General features: G+C 49.8%; 21 protein-coding genes and 1 pseudogene. 19 read left to right on the forward strand and 3 right to left on the reverse strand.

Going from position 1 to position 19,908, the window contains the following annotated elements:
- Positions 1-253: 253 nt before the first annotated feature.
- Complete coding sequence (locus JG50_RS0105720; RefSeq protein ID WP_033100130.1) at positions 254-1,471, reverse strand: MFS transporter; 1,218 nt, start codon at positions 1,469-1,471, stop codon at positions 254-256.
- Positions 1,472-1,710: 239 nt separating this feature from the next.
- On the opposite strand from JG50_RS0105720, the pseudogene JG50_RS18125 reads away from it, so the two are divergent.
- From JG50_RS18125 to JG50_RS0105745, 5 genes and pseudogenes are all read left to right on the forward strand, one after another.
- Positions 1,711-2,587: pseudogene (locus JG50_RS18125) on the forward strand (LysR substrate-binding domain-containing protein).
- Positions 2,588-2,690: 103 nt separating this feature from the next.
- Positions 2,691-3,440, forward strand: a complete 750-nt coding sequence (locus JG50_RS0105730) for an IclR family transcriptional regulator (protein ID WP_033100131.1) — start codon at positions 2,691-2,693, stop codon at positions 3,438-3,440.
- A 76-nt stretch (positions 3,441-3,516) separates the two neighbouring features.
- Positions 3,517-3,801: a hypothetical protein gene (locus tag JG50_RS0105735; RefSeq protein WP_152568492.1), complete on the forward strand. Its 285-nt coding sequence runs from the start codon at positions 3,517-3,519 to the stop codon at positions 3,799-3,801.
- A gap of 56 nt (positions 3,802-3,857) precedes the next feature.
- Positions 3,858-4,607, forward strand: a complete 750-nt coding sequence (locus tag JG50_RS0105740; RefSeq protein WP_033100133.1) for an SDR family NAD(P)-dependent oxidoreductase — start codon at positions 3,858-3,860, stop codon at positions 4,605-4,607.
- A gap of 268 nt (positions 4,608-4,875) precedes the next feature.
- Positions 4,876-5,625 (forward strand): DeoR/GlpR family DNA-binding transcription regulator, encoded by a 750-nt coding sequence (locus JG50_RS0105745; protein ID WP_232330915.1) that lies wholly within the window; start codon positions 4,876-4,878, stop codon positions 5,623-5,625.
- Positions 5,626-5,717: 92 nt separating this feature from the next.
- On the opposite strand, the gene JG50_RS0105750 is transcribed toward JG50_RS0105745, so the two are convergent.
- On the reverse strand, positions 5,718-5,906 hold the full coding sequence (locus tag JG50_RS0105750; protein WP_152568493.1) for a hypothetical protein: 189 nt from the start codon (positions 5,904-5,906) through the stop codon (positions 5,718-5,720).
- A 377-nt stretch (positions 5,907-6,283) separates the two neighbouring features.
- Here JG50_RS0105750 and JG50_RS0105755 point away from each other — a divergent pair, with 377 nt between their 5' ends.
- From JG50_RS0105755 to JG50_RS18695, 8 genes are all read left to right on the forward strand, one after another.
- Positions 6,284-6,847, forward strand: coding sequence for a class I SAM-dependent methyltransferase (locus JG50_RS0105755; RefSeq protein WP_033100136.1), 564 nt, complete (start codon positions 6,284-6,286; stop codon positions 6,845-6,847).
- Between the two features lie 255 nt (positions 6,848-7,102).
- On the forward strand, positions 7,103-7,816 hold the full coding sequence (locus tag JG50_RS0105760; RefSeq protein ID WP_033100137.1) for a 7-carboxy-7-deazaguanine synthase QueE: 714 nt from the start codon (positions 7,103-7,105) through the stop codon (positions 7,814-7,816).
- Between the two features lie 14 nt (positions 7,817-7,830).
- Positions 7,831-8,529 (forward strand): 7-cyano-7-deazaguanine synthase QueC, encoded by a 699-nt coding sequence (gene queC / locus JG50_RS0105765; protein ID WP_033100138.1) that lies wholly within the window; start codon positions 7,831-7,833, stop codon positions 8,527-8,529.
- 6 nt (positions 8,530-8,535) lie between these two features.
- A complete protein-coding gene (locus JG50_RS0105770; RefSeq protein WP_033100139.1) occupies positions 8,536-8,922 on the forward strand; it encodes a 6-pyruvoyl trahydropterin synthase family protein in 387 nt (128 codons plus the stop codon).
- A gap of 20 nt (positions 8,923-8,942) precedes the next feature.
- On the forward strand, positions 8,943-9,434 hold the full coding sequence (gene queF / locus JG50_RS0105775; RefSeq protein WP_033100140.1) for a preQ(1) synthase: 492 nt from the start codon (positions 8,943-8,945) through the stop codon (positions 9,432-9,434).
- Positions 9,435-9,669: 235 nt separating this feature from the next.
- Positions 9,670-10,269, forward strand: coding sequence for a pyridoxamine 5'-phosphate oxidase family protein (locus tag JG50_RS0105780; RefSeq protein WP_033100141.1), 600 nt, complete (start codon positions 9,670-9,672; stop codon positions 10,267-10,269).
- Positions 10,270-10,348: 79 nt separating this feature from the next.
- On the forward strand, positions 10,349-10,786 hold the full coding sequence (locus JG50_RS0105785; RefSeq protein ID WP_033100186.1) for a BrxA/BrxB family bacilliredoxin: 438 nt from the start codon (positions 10,349-10,351) through the stop codon (positions 10,784-10,786).
- Positions 10,787-11,002: 216 nt separating this feature from the next.
- The gene (locus JG50_RS18695) at positions 11,003-11,965 is read left to right on the forward strand and encodes a glycine-rich domain-containing protein (protein WP_052154039.1); all 963 of its coding nucleotides are present in this window, start codon (positions 11,003-11,005) and stop codon (positions 11,963-11,965) included.
- 48 nt (positions 11,966-12,013) lie between these two features.
- Here JG50_RS18695 and JG50_RS0105795 read toward each other — a convergent pair whose 3' ends face one another.
- Entirely contained in the window at positions 12,014-12,730 is a 717-nt protein-coding gene (locus tag JG50_RS0105795; RefSeq protein ID WP_220184974.1) for an alpha/beta hydrolase, read from the reverse strand.
- Between the two features lie 274 nt (positions 12,731-13,004).
- Between JG50_RS0105795 and JG50_RS0105800 the strand changes: the two genes are divergently transcribed.
- The 6 genes from JG50_RS0105800 to JG50_RS0105825 all read left to right on the forward strand — a co-directional run bounded on the left by JG50_RS0105800 (position 13,005) and on the right by JG50_RS0105825 (position 19,897).
- Positions 13,005-14,414: an amino acid permease gene (locus JG50_RS0105800; RefSeq protein ID WP_033100143.1), complete on the forward strand. Its 1,410-nt coding sequence runs from the start codon at positions 13,005-13,007 to the stop codon at positions 14,412-14,414.
- Between the two features lie 152 nt (positions 14,415-14,566).
- Positions 14,567-16,507 (forward strand): AMP-binding protein, encoded by a 1,941-nt coding sequence (locus JG50_RS0105805; protein ID WP_033100144.1) that lies wholly within the window; start codon positions 14,567-14,569, stop codon positions 16,505-16,507.
- A 227-nt stretch (positions 16,508-16,734) separates the two neighbouring features.
- Complete coding sequence (locus JG50_RS0105810; protein WP_052154040.1) at positions 16,735-17,442, forward strand: sigma-70 family RNA polymerase sigma factor; 708 nt, start codon at positions 16,735-16,737, stop codon at positions 17,440-17,442.
- Between the two features lie 22 nt (positions 17,443-17,464).
- Positions 17,465-18,529, forward strand: coding sequence for an anti-sigma factor domain-containing protein (locus JG50_RS0105815; protein ID WP_033100145.1), 1,065 nt, complete (start codon positions 17,465-17,467; stop codon positions 18,527-18,529).
- 108 nt (positions 18,530-18,637) lie between these two features.
- A complete protein-coding gene (locus JG50_RS0105820; RefSeq protein ID WP_052154041.1) occupies positions 18,638-18,919 on the forward strand; it encodes an AbrB/MazE/SpoVT family DNA-binding domain-containing protein in 282 nt (93 codons plus the stop codon).
- A 204-nt stretch (positions 18,920-19,123) separates the two neighbouring features.
- A complete protein-coding gene (locus JG50_RS0105825) occupies positions 19,124-19,897 on the forward strand; it encodes an enoyl-CoA hydratase-related protein (protein WP_033100146.1) in 774 nt (257 codons plus the stop codon).
- Positions 19,898-19,908 lie beyond the last annotated feature (11 nt).

The raw sequence follows: 19,908 nt of genomic DNA on the forward strand, positions 1-19,908 counted from the left end.
CAATGGTTTTGAAATATTGTATAGGCTTCCACTTAAAAAAAATGAGAAAACAATGGAAAAAAGCAGGCTTTGATCAACCAGGAGCGGGGGCTGTCACTCCAACATCCGGAAAAAACCATTCGCTTCTTTGGCGCAACCCGGAGACGAAAGCCGGGAATCTTGTGCGGCCTGCAACAATATAAGCGGTTTTCCCCGACGGACATCCCCTGTCTTACTATATGTGTGGTGAGCAGCGGTTTAGATCATGACAAGGTTAATGACTCTTATAAAAACTTCGGCCGGGCTTCGGCTTCTCTCTCAGGAGGAAAAGGAGAAATACCAAACCGAGTGAGACAAGCAACAGGCAGCCGATCATTTCGGTCACCCCGAACCAACCAAACCGGCTCCAGAACCAGCCTCCCGCTGAACCCGCCAGACTGGAACCGGTGTAATAGAAAAAGAGATAAAGGGAAGATGCTTGTGCTTTGCTGGCGGCAGCAAGTTTTCCCACCCCGCCGCTGGCCACGGAATGACTGCCGAAAAAGCCGAAAGTAAAAATTGCGACCGCGATTATTTTGCTGATGAGATGGGGATAGAGACTGAGTCCGTCGCTGATCAGCATCAGGAAGATTCCAAAGCCCAAAACTTTCGCCTGCCCCCATTTGTCGGCAAGACGGCCCATCCAGGCTGAACTGAATGTTCCGGTCAAATAGACGATGAAGATCAGGCTGACGGCAAAAGAACTCAAGTGATAAGGCGAGGCCATTAGATCGTAACCGATATAATTGTACAGGGAGACAAAACTGCCCATCAGGGCAAAACTGATTCCGTATAATAAGAGCAAACCCGGATTTTTCAAGCAATTGACCAGGGAAAAAAACAAGCTGCGGAGCTTCAGCCGTTTTGGATGGAAATGAGCGGACTCCGGCAGGTGTTTCCAAAACCAACAGCTGAGCAACAGGTTGAAGAGACCCATGCAGGTAAGAGCCGTTTGCCATGAAAACAGATCGGACAAAATGCCGACGGCGATACGCCCGCTCATTCCGCCAATGGAAGTGCCGGCGATGTAAATGCCCATCACCCGCCCCAGGCTTTGGGGATGAAACTCTTCATTAATATAGGTCATGGCGATCGAGGGTAGACCGGCCAGTGCTGCTCCGGTCAGCGCCCGGAAGATGAGCAGGAGAGTGAAATTGGGCAGAAAAGGAAGCAGCAAAGCGAGAACCGAAGAACAAAGAAGCGACAGGTTCATCATTTTTTTTCTGCCCCAGCTATCGGAGAGAGAAGCCGCCAAGAGCATGAAGACGGCGAGCATCCCCGTTGACAGTGATACGGATAGACTTGCGGTTACGGGCTTTACGTGAAATTCATGTGAGAAAAGGGGTAAAAGAGGCTGGGTGCTGTAAAGGATGGAAAAACTTACGAATCCCCCGGCGAAAAGGCAAGTCAGCGCTTTGGCAAAGGCGGGGGATCCCGGAACAATTTTGTTCAATGTTTATGCCTCCTTCAAGGATGGAAAACATTCATCTTTCTTTTTGGTGCAACCTGAAGGTGGAAACGGGAGCAAAACCGGAGAGGGTGGGCATACCAAGGCCCGGCTTGAAATATAAAAAAAGGGGGCATCTCCCCTCTTTCTCTTATCGTAGCGCTATCCTTTGCTGGTCGTAAAATTTCATTTTTGCATTAAATCGATGTTTTTCTGTTATTAAATGAACAGAAAGAGGGATCGGGATGGAATGGCAACAGCTCGAATATTTCAGGGTCGTCGCCCGTCTGGAACATTTCACACGCGCCGCCGAGCAGCTTGCGATCTCCCAGCCCGCGCTCAGTCGTTCCATCGCTGCGCTGGAAGAGGAAATCGGCGTTCCCTTTTTTAAACGGGAGGGAAGATCAGTGCGCCTGAACCGCTATGGGCATCTGTTTCTTCAGCATGTGGAGCGGGCGCTGGCTGAGATTGAAAAAGGAAAAAAGAAAATCGACGATCTTCTTAATCCGGAGAGGGGACTGGTCTCACTCGCTTTTTTGCATACGCTGGGTGCGCAGCTTATTCCGTCCTTGCTGCGGGAATTTCGAGAGGCCAATCCCTTCGTTCGCTTTCAGCTTTACCAGAATTCAGCCCAGCATATTTTGACACAGCTGGAGGCGGGGGAAATCGATTTGTGTTTTACCTCCCCCCCCGGTGCGGCGTCCCGGTTTCGGCTGGGTGGATTTGCTTGAGGAGAAACTGGTTCTTCTGGTTCCGCGACACCATCGTTTGGCCGGGCGAGGAACCGTTCGTTTGGATGAGGTGGCAAACGACCCGTTCATCTGCATGAAACATGGATACGGATTGCGCTCAATCACCGAAAACCTGTGCCGGGAAGCCGGTTTTCGCCCGCAAGTCGCTTTTGAGGGGGAAGAGGTGACAACCGTGGCCGGATTGGTCGCGGCGGGACTGGGCATCGCTTTGATCCCGGAGGTTTCCGGACTGAATCAGGAAAAAACTGTTTGTCTGGAAGTGAGTGAACCCCGTTGCCGCAGGATGATCGGGATGGCCTGGCGGGAAGGCGGATTCATGCCGCTTCCGGTCTTGAAATTTCGGACGTTTGTGATGCAGCGCTTGGGGTGAACCATGTTTGCACGATATTTTTATTTCATCTTTTAGCCTGGAAGAGTATAATGTTTGAAAAACGAAATAAGTTTCATAGAATGAAACGCGGAGGGGCTAAACCTTGAGTGAAGCGAAAAAAGCAACAGTGCGGGCAGCCGAGCGGGCTTTGGATATATTGTTGTGCTTTGCAGATGCATCCCAACTCGGAATGATGGAGATCGCCGAGAAGACGGGACTGAATAAAAGCACGGTCTTTCGCCTTTTGGCTACATTGGAGGCAAAGGGATTTGTAAAACGCGATCCTCAGTCGGAGAAGTACCGCCTCGGTTTTCGCGTCTGGGAGCTGTCGGCCAATCTTGATCAGTCCGATGACCCGGCTGTGCTCTTCTTGCCGGAGATGGAGCGGTTGCGTGATGAACTGGATGAAACGGTCAGTTTATATATTCGCGACGGAGGGGAGCGCGTGCGGATTCAGGCGGTGGAAAGCAGGCAGGCGATCCGGCGCGTGGCTCCGGTTGGGGCGCGGATGCCGCTTGCCGTTGGTGCTTCCAGCAAAGTCCTCATGGCATATGCCGGGGAAGAAGCGGTATCCAAATTACTCTCTTCCCCCGACTGGCCGGAAAATCTCGAGCGTGAACAGTACCTTGAACAATTGCAGAAAATCAGGGAAGAAGGGTTTGCCATCAGTGTGGAAGAACGGGAAGCAGGAACCGCTGCCGTTTCCGTCCCTGTTTTTTCCAAGCGGGGCGATTTGGTGGCTGCTTTGGCCGTATCCGGTCCGGTTTCCCGCATGAATATCGACAAGATGATTCAGTTTGTCCCGCGGATGAAAGAGGCGGCGGTGCAAATGGGCAAAATGATCCGCTCGTAGGCCGGAAGAGAGAATGGGAAAAAAGACATTGGCTGATACTATGGATGCAAGCCTCAGGAACAAGGAGGAAAAGTTGATGCTTTTTTCCCCGGAAGAGATGAATTTTCTTTCCACAAGACTGGAAGAAGAAGCAGTCCGGTTGCGTCAGGGGCAGTCTGATGAGCTTGCGGCGACCCCGGAAGAGAGGCAACGGGAATTGCGCCTGATCAGTGAATTGCAGCGGAAACTGCGCGATTTAAAGAGCGAGATGACGCAGGAAGAGAAAGCGTTGGTGGCCCGTTTGGCCCGCGATGAAATCCATCATATTCATGGGCACGGGACCGGCGTTTATCAATCGATCTTGCAAAAAGTAGAGCAATGAAGGATGATTCCCCGCCGAGGTGTGGGGATTTTTCTTGTGAAAAGGAGGAAGGACCGATGGGGAAATTCAGCGGTCAAGTGGTGATTGTCACCGGGGCAGCCCAGGGAATCGGCAGGGCTGTTGCCGAGGGTTATGCGCGTGCAGGGGCTAAGGTGGTCATGGCTGATCTGAACCGGGATCTGTTGCTCAAAGCAGCAAGCCGCCTGCAATCGTTGAATGGAGAAGTGATTGCGGTGCCCGCTGATGTGCGCAAAGAAGAGGAGATTGTCCGATTGGTGCAAAAAGCCGTTGATGCCTTCGGAACGGTGCATATTTTGATCAACAATGCGGGGGTATCACGTTGGAAATCGCCTTATGACCTGACGGCCGAAGAGTGGGATGACGTGATTGACACCAATTTGCGCAGCGTCTTTTTATGCTCGCGCGAAGCGGCAAAAGTGATGCGAACGCAAAAGAGCGGCGTGATCATCAACCTCGCTTCAACCCGCGCACTCATGTCTGAACCCAACACAGAGGCTTATGCCGCATCCAAAGCGGGGATCGTCGGGTTGACCCATGCACTTGCCATTTCATTGGGCCCGGACGGGATCAGGGTGAATGCGATTGCCCCGGGCTGGGTTGAAACGGGTGATTACGGAGCGTTGCGGGCGGTTGATCATGAACAGCACCCGGCAGGACGGGTGGGGAAACCGGAAGACATTGTAAAAGCCTGTTTCTACCTGAGTGATCCCGAAAATGATTTTGTGACGGGGATTCAGCTGGTGGTCGACGGCGGAATGACGCGCAAAATGATTTATGAAGAGTGATGAGAGTCCCGGGGATGTTGGTCCCGGGACTTTTCCCATTGCCATCACGCCCTTTCGGCAGGTTACGCTGGCAACCGGGAGTGGCAGGATCAAGGGGATACCGGTGGTTGATTTTCCCTCTCTCCTATCCTCAATCTACCTTGCCGGATCGCAAAAAGCAACGTTAAAATTAAGCAATAGTAAGTGTTTATTGTTTTTATTGGTGATAAATGCTTAACTTTGCTTAAAAATGCTTAAACGGAGGCGAATCATGTACCAGGAGGAACGAATGCTGGGGATATTACAATATTTGAGAGAACACGGACGGATCCGCGTACAGGACATTTGCGAGCAATTTAACGTCTCCCGCGACACGGCGAGAAGGGATCTGGTCAAATTGAGCGAGCAAAAACTGATCATCCGAACCCGGGGTGGCGCGGTTCTCCCTACCTTGAACCAGGAAATTGAAAGTTATAAGGAACGGCTGGATCTGAAAGGGGAGAGCAAAGAGCGAATCGGGAGGGAAGCGGCGAAGTGGATTCAGGATTATGACACGATTCTGCTGGATACTTCCACGACGGTTCAATATGCCGCCCAGGCAATAACGGCGCAAAACATTGTGGCGGTCACCAATTCGATCGACATCGCCGATATCCTGTCCGCGAAACCGGGAGTGAAGATTCACGTCTTGGGCGGGATACTCCATGCGCGGGACCGCTATTTGTACGGATCGGAGACGACCCGAAAGTTGCAGGAATATAAAGTGAACAAATTTTTAATGGGCGCGGGCGGAATTACCGATGAAGGCATTTTTTTTAAAAGCGAAGAGGACGGGCAGGTTGTGCGGGAAATGATCCATCGCGCTGAACAGGTGATCGTGCTCGCTGATCATACAAAATTCGGGAAGCCCTTGTTTTACAAAGTGTGTTCGCTGGACCAGGTTGATTTTTTGATTGCCGACCGGATTCCGGAGCGTTGGAAGCCGGTGTTGGACAGATTGGAGATCGAAGCGCTGGAGACAGGGGAAGGACGGGATTAATATGGAGAAACGCGGGCAAGCCTGCACCCGGTCTGTATCGTCAGGAAGAACTGCAACGGCATTGCCCGCACACGGAGGTGACTGCTTTTTTGTTATTCGTCCGGGAGAATTTCAAACTTCTGGATTAACAGCCTTCTCATTTTTTTCAGTTGTTGCTGGTGCCATTCGTCCTCATAGTTTTTTAATCGCTTGTAAGTATCAAGCAGGGCAAATTCAATGATGGCGCATTCTTCGGCATCAAAGATGCGCATATAGGAATCATCCGTCAGCTTCTTACTCATCATTTCCCTCCTCCTTTTTCATTTTCGACAAGGAAAAGGGGAATTAGCCGCTCGATTTTCCTGTCCCGGAACCTGGCAGGTTGGTTTGCGCTTTGATTCTCCGGCCCGGCGCTCAAAAATAAGGAATCAACAGCTGAAAAGTCGGTTTTTTATCTGTATGCGGATGTGAACCCGCTTATGACCGGGGAAATATTTGTCTTTCCCGCACCGTTCCAGGCGCAGGTTTCGCAAAAATAACATAAAAATTCAAGCAGAATCAGGATTATAATGAAAAAAGACGCTTGAGCGCGACATGGCCGATCCGGCATTTTGATGATTCCACCAATCCACACGCCTGATGGCAGACAGATAAACAGAACTTATTGGGGGTTTTCACAATGGGTGAATCAATTGACGAAATCCGCGTCGTTGTAGGGGCGGGAAAAACGATCAACAACCCGGGCTGGATTCACACTAATGAACATGAATTGAATTTGCTGAAACCGGAAGATTGGGAAGCGCGATTTGCTGAAGAATCGATTACGGCCATTTTGGCGGAACATGTGTGGGAGCATCTGACTTTTGAAGAAGGAGTGAGGGCTGCCCGTATTTGCCGCCGTTTTTTATTGCCGGGAGGATGGATTCGCTGTGCCGTGCCGGACGGGTATTTTCAAAACAAAGAATATCAGCAACTCGTCAAAGCGGGGAGAGCGGGAAATGCGGATAACCCGGCTGCTTCGCATAAAATCGTCTATAATTATCAATCGTTCACCCGGATGTTTGAGGAAGCCGGTTTTTTGGTGAAGCTGCTTGAATACTGCGATGAAAACGGTCATTTTCATTATGTGGACTGGGATCCCCTCGATGGTTTTATCTACCGCTCCCGCCGCTTTGATCACCGCAATCAGTCGGGTGAGCTGAAAAGTGTTTCCCTGATCGTCGATGCGGTAAAGCCGTTTTGAGCCGCTGATTGCAGGCAACCCTTACCTTTGAATTCCACGATATCTGCCCGGCTTTTCCGAAACGATGGCCGGGTTGCTCTCCGCTCTTTTGAATCCCTGATTTTCCCTTTTTTAAGACCGATCTTGTGAAACAAGGCGAATTTCGCTATGATTTTTGGATGTGCGGTATTGTCTGTCCGCGCCTGCTTTTGATAGCATGGGTTTAGTCCGGATCCTGAGCGAAACGCTTTTCAGATAGAGAAGAGGTGCGTTCTTTTGCAGAAAGAACGATTGACGGAAGATCCGAAACTTCCGATGGTCGAAGTATTTCAAACAGTGGAAGGAGAAGGGACGAAAGCGGGGTATCCGACCACGTTCGTACGGGTGTACAATTGCAATCTGCGCTGTACGTGGTGTGATACACCCTACAGTTATGCCCCCGCCAAACCGGAGTACTTTGCCACGGTATCAGAAATTGTCGGGCAGGTGAGGGAATACGGCAATCGGCACATCTGCCTGACCGGGGGTGAGCCGCTGATGCACGGGAATAAGTCCCTTCTTTTGATGGCGGCCCTTGCCGGAATCGAAGAGGTGGATGACGTGCATGTGGAAACCAACGGCGCCATCCACCTCGGGCCTTTTGATGAATGGCGCAAAAACAACGGAAAAATCGGGCAAAAGGTCCGGTTTATTTTGGATTACAAACTGCCGGCCAGCGGAGAAAACGACAAGATGATTGAAGAGAATTTTGCCTTTTTGCGTGACACGGATGAGGTGAAGTTTGTGATCGCTGATGAGGAAGATTTTTGCCTGGCGGCGTCCGTGGTAAAGGAAAAAATGAAGAAGGGCGTCCCGCTGTTCAGCCCGGTCTGGGAAACGATGAAACCGGACCGTCTGGTGGATCTGATCCTCGAACAGCGATTGACTAAGGTCAAACTCAATTTGCAGATTCACAAAATCATTTGGGACCCCGATGCGCGGGGCGTTTAAGGGGGAGAAAACGCATGAGCAATCGAGCGGTTGTCGTATTGAGCGGCGGTTTGGACAGTACCACGTGCATGGGGATTGCCAAAGAGGCAGGCTATGAATTGTATCCCATCACTTTTTATTACCAGCAGCGGCATGACAAAGAAGTGGAGCATGCCAAAAAAGTGGCGGCTTTCTATGGAGTGGAACAACGGCATAAAATCGTGAACGTTTCCTTTTTGGGGGATATTGGCGGCAGTGCCCTGACCGACGAGGCGATCGAGGTGCAAACAGGCGGAGTGCAGGATGGGATTCCCGACACCTATGTGCCGGCGCGAAATTTGATTTTCTTGTCACTGGCGACCGCTTATGCCGAAGTGATCGGGGCGGAAAAGATTTATACAGGAGTGACTGCGGTTGATTACAGCGGTTATCCGGACTGTCGGCCCGAGTTTATCGCTGCGATGACGGAGACGATTAATCTTGCGACCAAAATGGGGGTTACATCGGAGGGAAAATTGAGCATTGAGACACCGCTCATTCATTGGTCCAAAGCGGAAATCATCAGGCGCGGCTTGGAACTCGGCGTACCGTATGAACTGACCACTTCCTGCTACCTCGGCGGGGAAGAAGCCTGCGGGGAATGCGACAGCTGCCTGCTCAGGCTCAAGGGTTTTGCGGAAAACAACGCAACTGATCCGATCCCCTATAAAAAAATTCCCTCACAATTCAGGTGATGAACGATGCGCGGCAAGTATACACTCGTCAAGCATTTCTGGATTTCCTGTGCCCATAGCGTCCCGGGTGCGGGCAAGTGCGAACGGATTCACGGTCATAACTACAAAGTGACTTTTTGCGTGGAGGGGCAGGAACTGGACGAGCAGCATATGTTGATTGATTTCCGTCAGGTAAAGCATGCATTGGAAAAAAAATATGACCATTATCTGCTTAACCAGTTTCCCGAATTCGATCCCGAGCAAGGAGGGGCTGCCCCCACTACGGAAAAAGTGGCTGAAGTCTTTTTCTCGATCATCGATGGCCTTTGCCGGCAAAAGAAAAACCAGCCGCTGGTCAAATGGGTCGAAGTGCAGGAAACGAATGAAGCCTATGCGCGTTTTGAGCGTTTATAATCATGTGTGGAGGAAAGAACATGAACGAGCAAAAGAAGGAAGACTTGAATCTGCATTTGCTTGGCAGCAAGACGGACTATGAATTTGAATATAATCCCGGTTTGCTCGAAGCGTTTGATAACCGTCATCCGGACCTCGACTACTTTGTCAAGTTTAATTGCCCGGAATTTACCAGCCTTTGTCCGATTACCAACCAGCCCGATTTTGCTACAATCTATATCAGTTATGTTCCGGATCAAAAGCTGGTGGAGAGCAAGTCGCTCAAGCTTTATCTCTTCAGCTTCCGCAATCACGGGGACTTTCATGAAAACTGTGTGGTTGTCATCATGAAAGACTTGATTAAAAAATTGGATCCCAAATATATCGAAGTCTGGGGAAAATTTCTCCCGCGCGGCGGGATCAGCATTGATCCTTATGTCAATTATGGAAAACCAGGGACAAAATGGGAGAAAATTGCGCAGGAGCGCTTGGCCAAGCACGACCTCTACCCGGAGCGGGTGGATAACCGATAAGGAATATACAGCTGGCGAACACGATAGAAGCGCGGGTGTACCTCTGATCGACCATTTGAAACGCTGGGAATGAAGGGGTGCACCCGTTTTCACAAAAAAACCTTAACGAATTTGTTTTTCAAATGAGAACCAGAAACATGTAAAACATTTCTGATTATTGTTTGCTGAATTTGATTATTTTTCTTATACTTTGGTTAAGAAAAAACCCTATAAAGTATAGAGGTGTGTTAAATCCATGTCTTCACAAGGCGAGCACTGGCTCCAAAAGAGGTTTGGCACCGAAAAACGGGCCAACACATTTTATGAAAATCAGATGCTTGATCACCTGTCGCCTGCCATGCAGGATTTTCTCCTGAAACAGGAAATGATGTTTCTTGCCACAAGCGACCGCCAGGGGAATTGCGATATGTCCTTTCGTGCCGGTAAACCAGGGTTTATACATATAATAAATAAAAAAAACGTGATATACCCGGAGTATCGTGGAAATGGTGTATTGGCAAGCCTTGGGAACATGTTGGAAAATCCGCATATCGGAATGTTGTTTATCGATTTTTTTACCCACAGAATCGGTCTGCATATCAACGGGACAGCGGGAATCATTGAAGATGAAGCACTGACGCGATGCATTCCGAGACCGATTGCGCTTCATCTGCAGCAGACAGTGGAAAAACAGGTGGAGGCTTGGGTTTTGGTGAAAATTGACGAAGCTTATATTCATTGTTCCAAAAACATTCCCTTGCTGAAAAAGGTGGAACCAGCTGTGCAGGCAAATCAAATGTCCACGGCCAGCGGGGACTTTTTTGGGACAAAGATGTACAAGCAGCAAATGACGTGACAAAGGCCTCAAGCATGATTGGTAGACTCTTGCTTTGAAAATGGGATAAAATAGATGCGAAGGAGGGATGACAGTGTCCATGAACTTTTATGTCCAACAAATGCAAGCTATGGTTCAACATATGCGTGATGAGTTGACCAACGTCGGATTTAAGGAATTGCGCACACCCGAAGAGGTGGATGCAGCCTTGACCGGCGAAGGCGCAAAAGGAACGGCCCTGGTGGTGGTCAACTCCGTTTGCGGATGCGCAGCCGGCCTGGCCCGCCCCGCAGCTGCCTTTTCGCTGAAACACGATAAAGTGCCGGATCATTTATATACCGTTTTTGCCGGGCAAGACCGGGAAGCAACCGCCCGGGCACGCGAGTATTTTGAAGGTCAACCGCCTTCTTCCCCGTCTTTTGCTCTTTTAAAAGACGGCAAGTTGGTGCATATGATTCACCGTCATGAAATCGAGAATGTGCCGCTGGAAGAGATCGCTGCCAACCTGACGGCTGCTTATGACCGGTATTGTGACTAATTGCAGAATGACGGCCCTTGAACTCCCTCCCAATTCTGAGGGAGTTTTTTCTGTGAAATAGCGGCGGGGGATGCCGCGCCCCTCCCGATTGTGTCCAGCTTTCATCCCTGTTTTTCTGCCGGTGAGAAGGTGTCATTTCTTTGGCTGATGAGCGGCAAGGGTGCATTTCTCTTCATCGATTGATTACAATGGTAGAGAGAGGAGAGATGGCGGGGAATGGAAATCATCGCTGGTTTGTTGCTGGTGTTTTTCATTGGAATGAGCATCGTGGTCAATGTTCTCTATCGGTTGGCCAAGAGAAAGAAACACCGGCTTTTATACGTTTTGCCCGATCTTGGCATGCAGGATCATGGCGAAGAGTTTCGGGGAAACTTCCGGGCATTGTTGCGCCACTTGGAACAATCGCTTTCCGAACGCTATGTGGAACGGGTTAAGGAACGCGTCATTCGCGAACACCAAATCAGTCTGACTGAATGGGAAAACCGCTGGTTTGAATGGAAACGTTATTTGATCATGGCCGCGCTCCTGAAAAGTGTTCCGATGTTCAGCCGGGAAGTCGATGAAATCTGGCACGAAAAATTGATGTTTACCCGCGAATATGAGGATTTTTGCAGACGTTACCTTAAAACGGCATTGCACCATGCCCCGAACAAAACGGATGCGCCTTTTAATCCGCAAGAACGCGCGTGGTTCGATCTCGTGTATGTCCTGCTGTTCAAACCGACCCGGTACAGTTTGCAAACCTGGGGACCCTTCTTGCGACACTCGTTATCCAGGGAATTCCTCGAAGAATTCAAAAAGGAAGACGAGGATCGGTTGGCAGAGAAATATTTCAACACTCGGGCGCAAAATGATCTTCCCGGAGCTGGAGTGCTTGTTCGCCATTTGATTCAATACATAAAAAAACTGCTGAGAGAAGTTGAACATCACGCTTTCCGATTTGGCACGGATGTTGATTCATTTCGGAAGAACGCCGCGTTTCAGCCGCAAAACAAAGATTTGGCTCTTTCAATGGTTAAGGGTGTCATCTTTTTGTCCAGTTATTTTCCGGAAAGTTTTCGCCAGCGTTACCAGGAGTTGTTTGGCAAAGATCCGGGGTCGGAGGATGAGCTTGGATGTTTTGCCGCTTCAGGCAGTGACGTGGAAACAGCGGACGGAAAAAAGGAGTTTTTGGATTAGCAACCATCCGCAGGGGGCCGAAGCCTCTGCGGATGATTTTTATGTAGATCACTCTGTGCCAAAGAAAGTTTGCAGGGCACGGGGCAGGTCCCGTTGCCAGAAGCCCCAGGTGTGGTCTCCCTCATCTTCAATGTAGTGAACTTGCGCGTTTTTTTCCTTCAGGCTGCGATAAATTTCGCGATTGCGCGCAACGAGATCGAACGTGCCCAGATGCGTGGGAACGGCCGTTTCCGATGTTCCGACCGATTGATACAGTTTAAGGCGGGAGAGCGAAGGCTGACGCAGGATTTGCTCAGTCGTCGCTTCCATGAACGCGCCGGATTGGGAGAGCACTTGGTCACATACCTCGGGATAAGTCAAGGCGATATGCAGGGAGACTGTTCCGCCGAGGGAGGAACCGCCGATCACGAGATCCTCTTTTTTCCGGCTGGCGGGATACTTTGTGCGAATCAAAGGGAGAAGTTCTTCGACGATCATGTTCATGTGAAGCGGCTGACGCTGGCCGATGGGTGAGTATTCCGACGTGCGTTTTTCCTTTTGCACGGGTACGGCCGCCATCATGAACGGTATGATTTTTTTCTGCTCCATCATGCGGGTGGCCTGGGTTACTATCCGGCCAAGATTAAAGTAATCCGGCCCGTCATGCAATACGAGCAGAGGATATTCTCCGTTTTTCTCTTCGTCGTCGGGAAGATAAACCAAAATTTCTTTTGTTTCACCCAGATGCTTGCTGTTCAATTCTTCTCTTTTGATGATCCTTTTCAATGTGATTGGCTCCTTTTCCCTTGGTGTAAGACGATTGTACCCATACTATACCTTATTTTTGCTTTATTTACCTGTTGATTATTTATATCACTTTCTTGTATATTTATACTGTTGGTATTGATAGTTTAAAGGTATTTGTGTTCAGGACTCAATAAAATATACAAGAAATCTGTCATTTCTAACGAGTGCGGAAAAATATTGCTTTGCGTTTTTTTAAAAAAATTATAAAATCGAGTTAGAGGGAAATGGCTATAAAAAAAGGGGAGGTCGTCTGTTGAATACGAGTCAAGAGCAGCAAGGACAGCTGAAACAATCGATGAAGAGCCGCCACTTGTTCATGATTGCCCTCGGTGGAGTGATCGGAACGGGCTTCTTCCTCAGTACAGGCTTCACGATCGGACAGGCGGGGCCGTTAGGTGCGGTATTATCTTATATAATCGGCGGAATCTGCATGTACCTGATCATGTTGTGCCTGGGTGAATTATCTGTGGCGATGCCTTCTGCAGGATCGTTCCAGGATTATACCACCAAATTCATCGGGCCGGCCACCGGTTTTGCCGTCGGATGGATGTATTGGCTGGGCTGGGCCGTGACAGTGGCGCTGGAACTCACGTCGATCGGGTTGACCATGAAGCACTGGTTTCCCCATGTCTCGATTTGGGTATGGTGCTTAATCTTTGGAGTCGTGTTATTTGTTGTAAACGCTTTCTCGGCCAAGGGATTTGCGGAGACCGAGTTCTGGTTTGCCAGCATCAAAGTGATTACCATCATTTTGTTCATTATTTTGGGCGGGGCTGCCATGTTTGGATTCATCCACCTGAAGGGTGGAGAAGCGGCTCCCTACTTGAGCCACTTTACTCAGGACGGGTTGTTCCCCAATGGGTTTATCAATGTGCTGGTTACGATGGTGGCCGTCAATTTTTCCTTTCAGGGGACGGAATTGATTGGGATTGCCTCCGGGGAAAGTGAAAACCCGCAAAAAACGATCCCGCGCGCCATCCGGCAAACGGTGTGGAGAACGATTTTGTTTTTTGGACTGGCTGTTTTTGTTTTATGCGGATTATTGCCGTGGAAACAGGCTGGGGTCATGGAGAGCCCGTTTGTGACTGTACTTGATAAAATCGGCATTCCATATGATGCGGATATCATGAATTTTGTCATCTTGACGGCACTGTTATCCGTGGCGAACTCGGGCTTGTACGCAACGACGCGGATGCTGTACGCCTTGTCCAAAAACGGTATGGCCAGTCCGGTGTTCGGCAGGCTGACCAAACGGGGTGTTCCGTTTAACGCTTTGATTTTGAGTATGGCAATTGCTTGCCTTTCCCTCCTGTCTTACAAATTTGCTGAGGATACTGTCTATATGGTGCTTCTTTCCATCGCGGGAATGACGGCGATTCTGGCATGGATGTCCATTGCTGCATCGCAGTTTTTCTTCCGGCGCCGTTACCTGGCCGAAGGCGGAAAATTGGAAGCACTCCATTTTAAAACGCCGCTTTATCCGGTTGTGCCGATTCTTGCCTTTCTCATTAACCTGATCGCTTTGATCAGCCTGTGGTTTGATCCGACGCAGCGGCCGGCGATCGAATACGGCATTCCGGCATTTATTCTTTGTTATATCCTGTATTTCCTCTTTTTCCGCAAAAAGAGCGAGGCCGCGAGATTGAAAATGGAAACGAAATAAAGATGTGCGGGCTTCCATGTGTTGAGCATGGGAGCTTTTTTTCTGTGAAAGTGTGTATTTTATATCTGAAATATGCAAAGTTTTGACCCAATAATCATAATAGATTTAAAATATAGAGGGATGATTTTATTCAGAAATGGAGTGATCTTTCGATGCACAAGCCAGTATGGTTTCCAAAACAAGAGCAAATGGAACAGACACGCTTGTATCGATTTATGAAACGGCTGGGGTTTCGGGACTATGACCGGTTTTATGAACAATCAATCAAGAATATCGCCTGGTTTTGGGATGAAGTTGTGAATGATCTGGGCTTGCGATGGATGATGCCGTACCGGCAAGTGTTGGATATGTCCGATGGCATCGCCTGGACCCGCTGGTTTGTCGATGGAAAGATCAACATTTCCGATAACTGCCTGGACCGGTTTGTCGAAGAACCCGCTGCCCGGCATCGCCTGGCCCTCATCTGGGAGGGAGATGACGGGACGACGAAAAAATACACCTACCGCGACCTGTGGCTGGAAGTGAACCGGCTGGCATGCGGATTGAAGAAATTGGGGGTGGCTGCGGGGGACTGCGTCGCTATCTACATGCCGATGATTGCCGAAAATGTGATAGCCATGCTGGCGGTTGCCCGGATAGGCGCTATTTTTACTCCCTGTTTTTCCGGATACGGAGCTGAAGCGGTGGCAACCCGGATTCAGGGCTGTCAGGCGAAATGGCTGATCACGGCTGATGGCTATTTGCGCCGGGGAAAAGTGGTTGCGATGAAAGAGGAGGCGGATCGGGCTGCAGATTTGTCACCGAGTGTGGAGAAAGTGGTTGTGGTCAGCCGGCTGGGAAGAGATTGTCCGTGGAACCCGGACCGGGATGTGAAGTGGGATCAATTGACTGCAGAAATGAAAACGCTTTCTCCTGCGGTGACGGACGCGAATGACCCGTTTATGATTATCTATACCTCCGGAACAACCGGCAAACCGAAAGGAACGGTCCATGTACACAGCGGATTTCCGCTCAAAGCGGCCTTTGATGCGGGTTATGCCTTCGATGTGGGACCGGGGGACATTCTGTTCTGGGTGACCGATATGGGTTGGATGATGGGGCCGTGGATGGTTTTTGGCACTCTGCTGTTGGGAAGCACCATGCTCGTATTTGAAGGTACGCCGGATTATCCGATTCCAGGACGTCTCTGGGAATTGACGGAAAAACACGGCGTTACCCATCTGGGCATTTCTCCCACGCTGATTCGTGCGCTCATGAAACATGGCACATCGTGGTTCAGCCAGCGGGATTTAAGCAGTCTGCGCGTGTTCGGTTCGACGGGGGAACCCTGGAACCCGGAGCCTTGGCACTGGCTGTTTGAACAAGTGGGAGGAAAGCGGGTTCCCATTTTCAACTACTCAGGCGGAACCGAAATCTCTGGCGGAATTTTGGGCAACCATTTCTTCAAGCCGATCGTTCCCTGCGGTTTTGCCGGACCGCTGCCCGGAATGGACGCCGAGGTGTTTGATGATCAGGGAAAAACGGTTCGGGGCGAGGTGGGCGAATTGGTGTTGCGGCAGCCGTGGGTAGGCATGACCAGCGGATTTTGGCAGGATGCCAGACGCTATGAGGATACCTATTGGTCGCGCTGGCCCAAAACGTGGCTGCACGGGGACTGGGTCATTGTCGATGAGGGGGGGCAGTGGTTCATCACCGGCCGTTCCGATGATACATTGAAAATCGCCGGAAAACGTTTGGGACCGGCGGAGATGGAATCGGTTCTGGTCGATCATCCGTCCGTGATTGAAGCGGCAACGATCGGGGTTCCGGATGCCGACAAAGGGGAAAGCGCCGTCTGTTTCGTTGTCGTACGCGGCGACGGGGAGGAAGTTCAGTCGCTGACAGAAGAGCTGGTCCGATTCGTCGGAGAGCGGATGGGAAAAGCATTAAAACCGAAACGGGTGCATATCGTGGACGAACTGCCGAAAACGCGTAACGGCAAAATCTTGCGCCGGGTCATTCGTGCCGCCTATCTGGGGGAGAATGCAGGGGATCTTTCATCGCTGGAGAATGCACACGCAGTTGAAAAAATTCGCCGGTTGGCCGGTGTGTGACGGACGGGGGAGAAGGAAGAGGAGGCATCCGCCCGGGGTGATCCTCTTCCTGTTTTGTTTCTGCAAATCATGCAAGTCGACACCTTGCTTTAATTTATACTATTTTTTAAAATAAATTACCTTCAAAAGACGGGGTGCGGGGAACATGGTAAAATGTTGATGGCCTGTGGGGACAAAAACAAGGTTGGCGATGCGAATAAATACATAGGGAGAGGTGTCGGTATTGCATGTTTCGGGGAACAGATTTGGAAATGCGCGTGTTACAGGTGCAAGAAACGCACTCTCCTGAACAGAGAGACGAACTATTGCGTGAACTTGAACCGCACGTGCGCAGAATTGCATCACGGATCTGCAGAAGGGTTGTTACACCTCATGATGATGAATACATGATTGCTTATCGGGCGATCGATGAAGCGATCGGGAGATATAATCCCGAACATCGTGCCACCTTTTTATCATTTGCCTACAAGGTCATCCAGCGCCGGCTGGTAGACTATTTCAGGCAGGAAGGCAGGCATCAACGCTCAATTCCCCTCTCTGCGCCGGGTGCACGTGAAGAAGAGACGCATAATCAAGAGTTAGTCGCTTTGTCGTTTGAAAGACACAAAAAAGAAGAGACAGACCGATTGCGCCGTTTGGAGATTGAAATTTTTATCCGTTCTTTGGAAAAATACGGAATCACGTTGGAGGAATTGACGAAAAAGAGTCCGAAACATCGGGATACACGGGAAAGTTTGTTGCAAGTTGCCAAAATGTTAGTATCGGACAAAAACTTAATGCAAAAGTTTTTATCCCAGAAAAAGACAGAGAAAGATCTGGCAAAAACACTCGGTTTGCACAGACGAACGCTTAACAGACATCGAAACTACCTGATCGCCCTCACCATTGTTGTGGTCGAAGATCTTACCCTGATCCGCAGTTACATTGGGTTATAGGGGAAGAAGGGAGGTTGGACTGATGCGAAAAGGGATCATTATGGAGGTTCAGGCGAAGCACTGGATCATTTTAACCACCGATGGTGAATTTGTTAAAGTTCCAAAAACCAATGATCTTTCCCAGGTTGGAGAAGAAATTTCCGTTCAGACATCACCCGTGAGAAAGCAGAAGCGCGCTGCATGGATTGCGGCCATTTCTACTGCGGCTGCGGCGATGCTCGGAACTTTTTTTATTCTGTCCTCGGCGGCACCCGACAAAGCCTATGCACAAACCTATGTGTATCTTGATGTAAATCCGAGTGTTGCCATCGCTTTAAATAAAGATAGAAAAGTGGTCAAGGTTGAACCACTGAACAAGTCGGCGGAAAAGCTGCTGAAGCAGGCTGATTTCCATGGGGAAAGCGTCGACGATTTTGCTGTTCAGTTTTTGGAAGCAGCGCGAAGAAACGGATATCTGCACAATCAAGACCAAGTGGTGCTGTCAGGGATTAAAGAGGAGAAAGAGAGCGTCTCCACGATCAATTCCTTGAAAAAGGTGATCAGTGAGGAGAGCGAAGACCGACATCTCGGTTTGCATGTGCACACTTTGGCCATGCCCAAAAAAGTGCAGACAAAAGCGGCGAAGAAAGGTTTGTCGCCGGCGAAATACGCTGTCTGGGTGCTCGCGAAGAAAGAAGGAAAAGAGCTTCCGCTGGAAGAGGTCAATGATACGCCGATCGAAGCTTTGGCCAATGATATCAAACCGGTATCCGAATTGTTGAAAAAGCCTTCTGCTACGGATTGGAATTCGATTATCGATGACGGTTCGGAAACGGATGGGCAAACCCCGCCAAAAGACCAGCCCACGGAAGAACCGGCGGATTCCAATCAGAAATTGAATGGATCGGGAAATCAGACACCCACCGATAACGAAAGTCAGCAAAATACTCCCGATCAGACCAATCAGCCGACTAAAGCCAATCCGGGAACTGACACTTCCACATCAAACAACCCGGGTTCTGCTACGACCAATGTGGAAGGCAACACCCAAACCGACACGGGAACTTCAACTGGGTCAATGACGCAGAGTCCATCAGGTTCCCAGTAGAGATAAACGGTCACAGCGATACCGACAACCTTTTTGTGACGCTCGCTTGTTTGTTGCAAGCTGACACCTCCCGAAACAGCTTTCAACAGTAATGAGAGGAGCCATGGGATGAAAGGAATCGGGATCGTTCGCAAAGTAGACCATTTGGGACGCATCGTTTTACCAAAGGAATTAAGAGATTTGATGAGCATCAATCCCCACGATGGGGTGGAAATTTTTGTGGATAACAATGCGATTGTCCTGAAAAAATATAACCCCAGTTGTATTTTGTGCGGAAGTTCTTACAATCTCTTCTACTTTCGTGACAAGATCATTTGTGAAGAATGCATCTCAGAAACAGCGAAATATGTGTTGGCGAAACAGCCGCAAAAGACCGTTTCACACAAATAAGCGCCTGGAAAAGGGCGCTTTTTCTGTTGAGCGAAGCATGTGGATGCCGGGAATTTCCTGTCTTTACTGCTGTGCTGCTGTACATGAAGGAAATGACAAACAACCGCTTGTTTGGTAAAATAAAATCGTATGATCAGAAAAGAGATTATTTTTATAAAAGATTAAATGTAACCGCTTTCTAACAGAAAAGGAGGAACAAGCCGGATGGACGAGCCGCTGATTCTGGTAGAACGGGAAGGCAGGGTCGGGATTGTCCGCCTCAACAGACCCCGCGTGTTAAATGCATTAAACACATCGTTGATGAAAGAACTGGCAGACGTGTTGGAAGAAATGGACAGGGATGAGAACATCGGCTGCATCATCCTTACGGGTCAGGGCAAGGCGTTTGCCGCCGGAGCGGATATCAGTGAAATGGCCGATGCTGCTCCTTTCCAATTTGTCGGAAACGCCTATTTCGCCGATTGGCAGCGGGTCCGCCGGGTGGAGAAGCCGCTCATCGCTGCGGTGGCAGGCTATGCTTTAGGCGGCGGAAATGAATTGGCCATGTGCTGTGACATCATTATTGCGGCGGAAACCGCCCGTTTTGGGCAGCCGGAGATTTTGCTTGGGGTGATTCCGGGAGCGGGTGGAACGCAGCGGTTGACTCGTTCGGTCGGCAAGGGGAAGGCAATGGAGATGATCTTGACCGGCGATCCGATTACCGCGGAGGAGGCATTGGACTGGGGCTTGATCAACCGCGTGGTTCCTCCGGAACAATTGGAACCGGAAGCGTTGAGCCTGGCGCAAAAGATTGCGGAAAAGCCGCCGCTGGCGGTTAAAATGGCGAAACAGGCGATTCTAAGGGCGCAGGAAATGTCGCTGGAACAGGGACTTCACTTTGAACAGCTGGCGTTTGGCATGCTGTTTTCCACCGAAGATCAGCGTGAAGGCATGAATGCATTTATAGAAAAAAGAAAAGCGCAATTCAAAGGAAAATAGGAGGGGACGTA

The organism is Thermoactinomyces daqus (assembly GCF_000763315.1).
GTDB lineage: Bacteria > Bacillota > Bacilli > Thermoactinomycetales > Thermoactinomycetaceae > Thermoactinomyces_A > Thermoactinomyces_A daqus.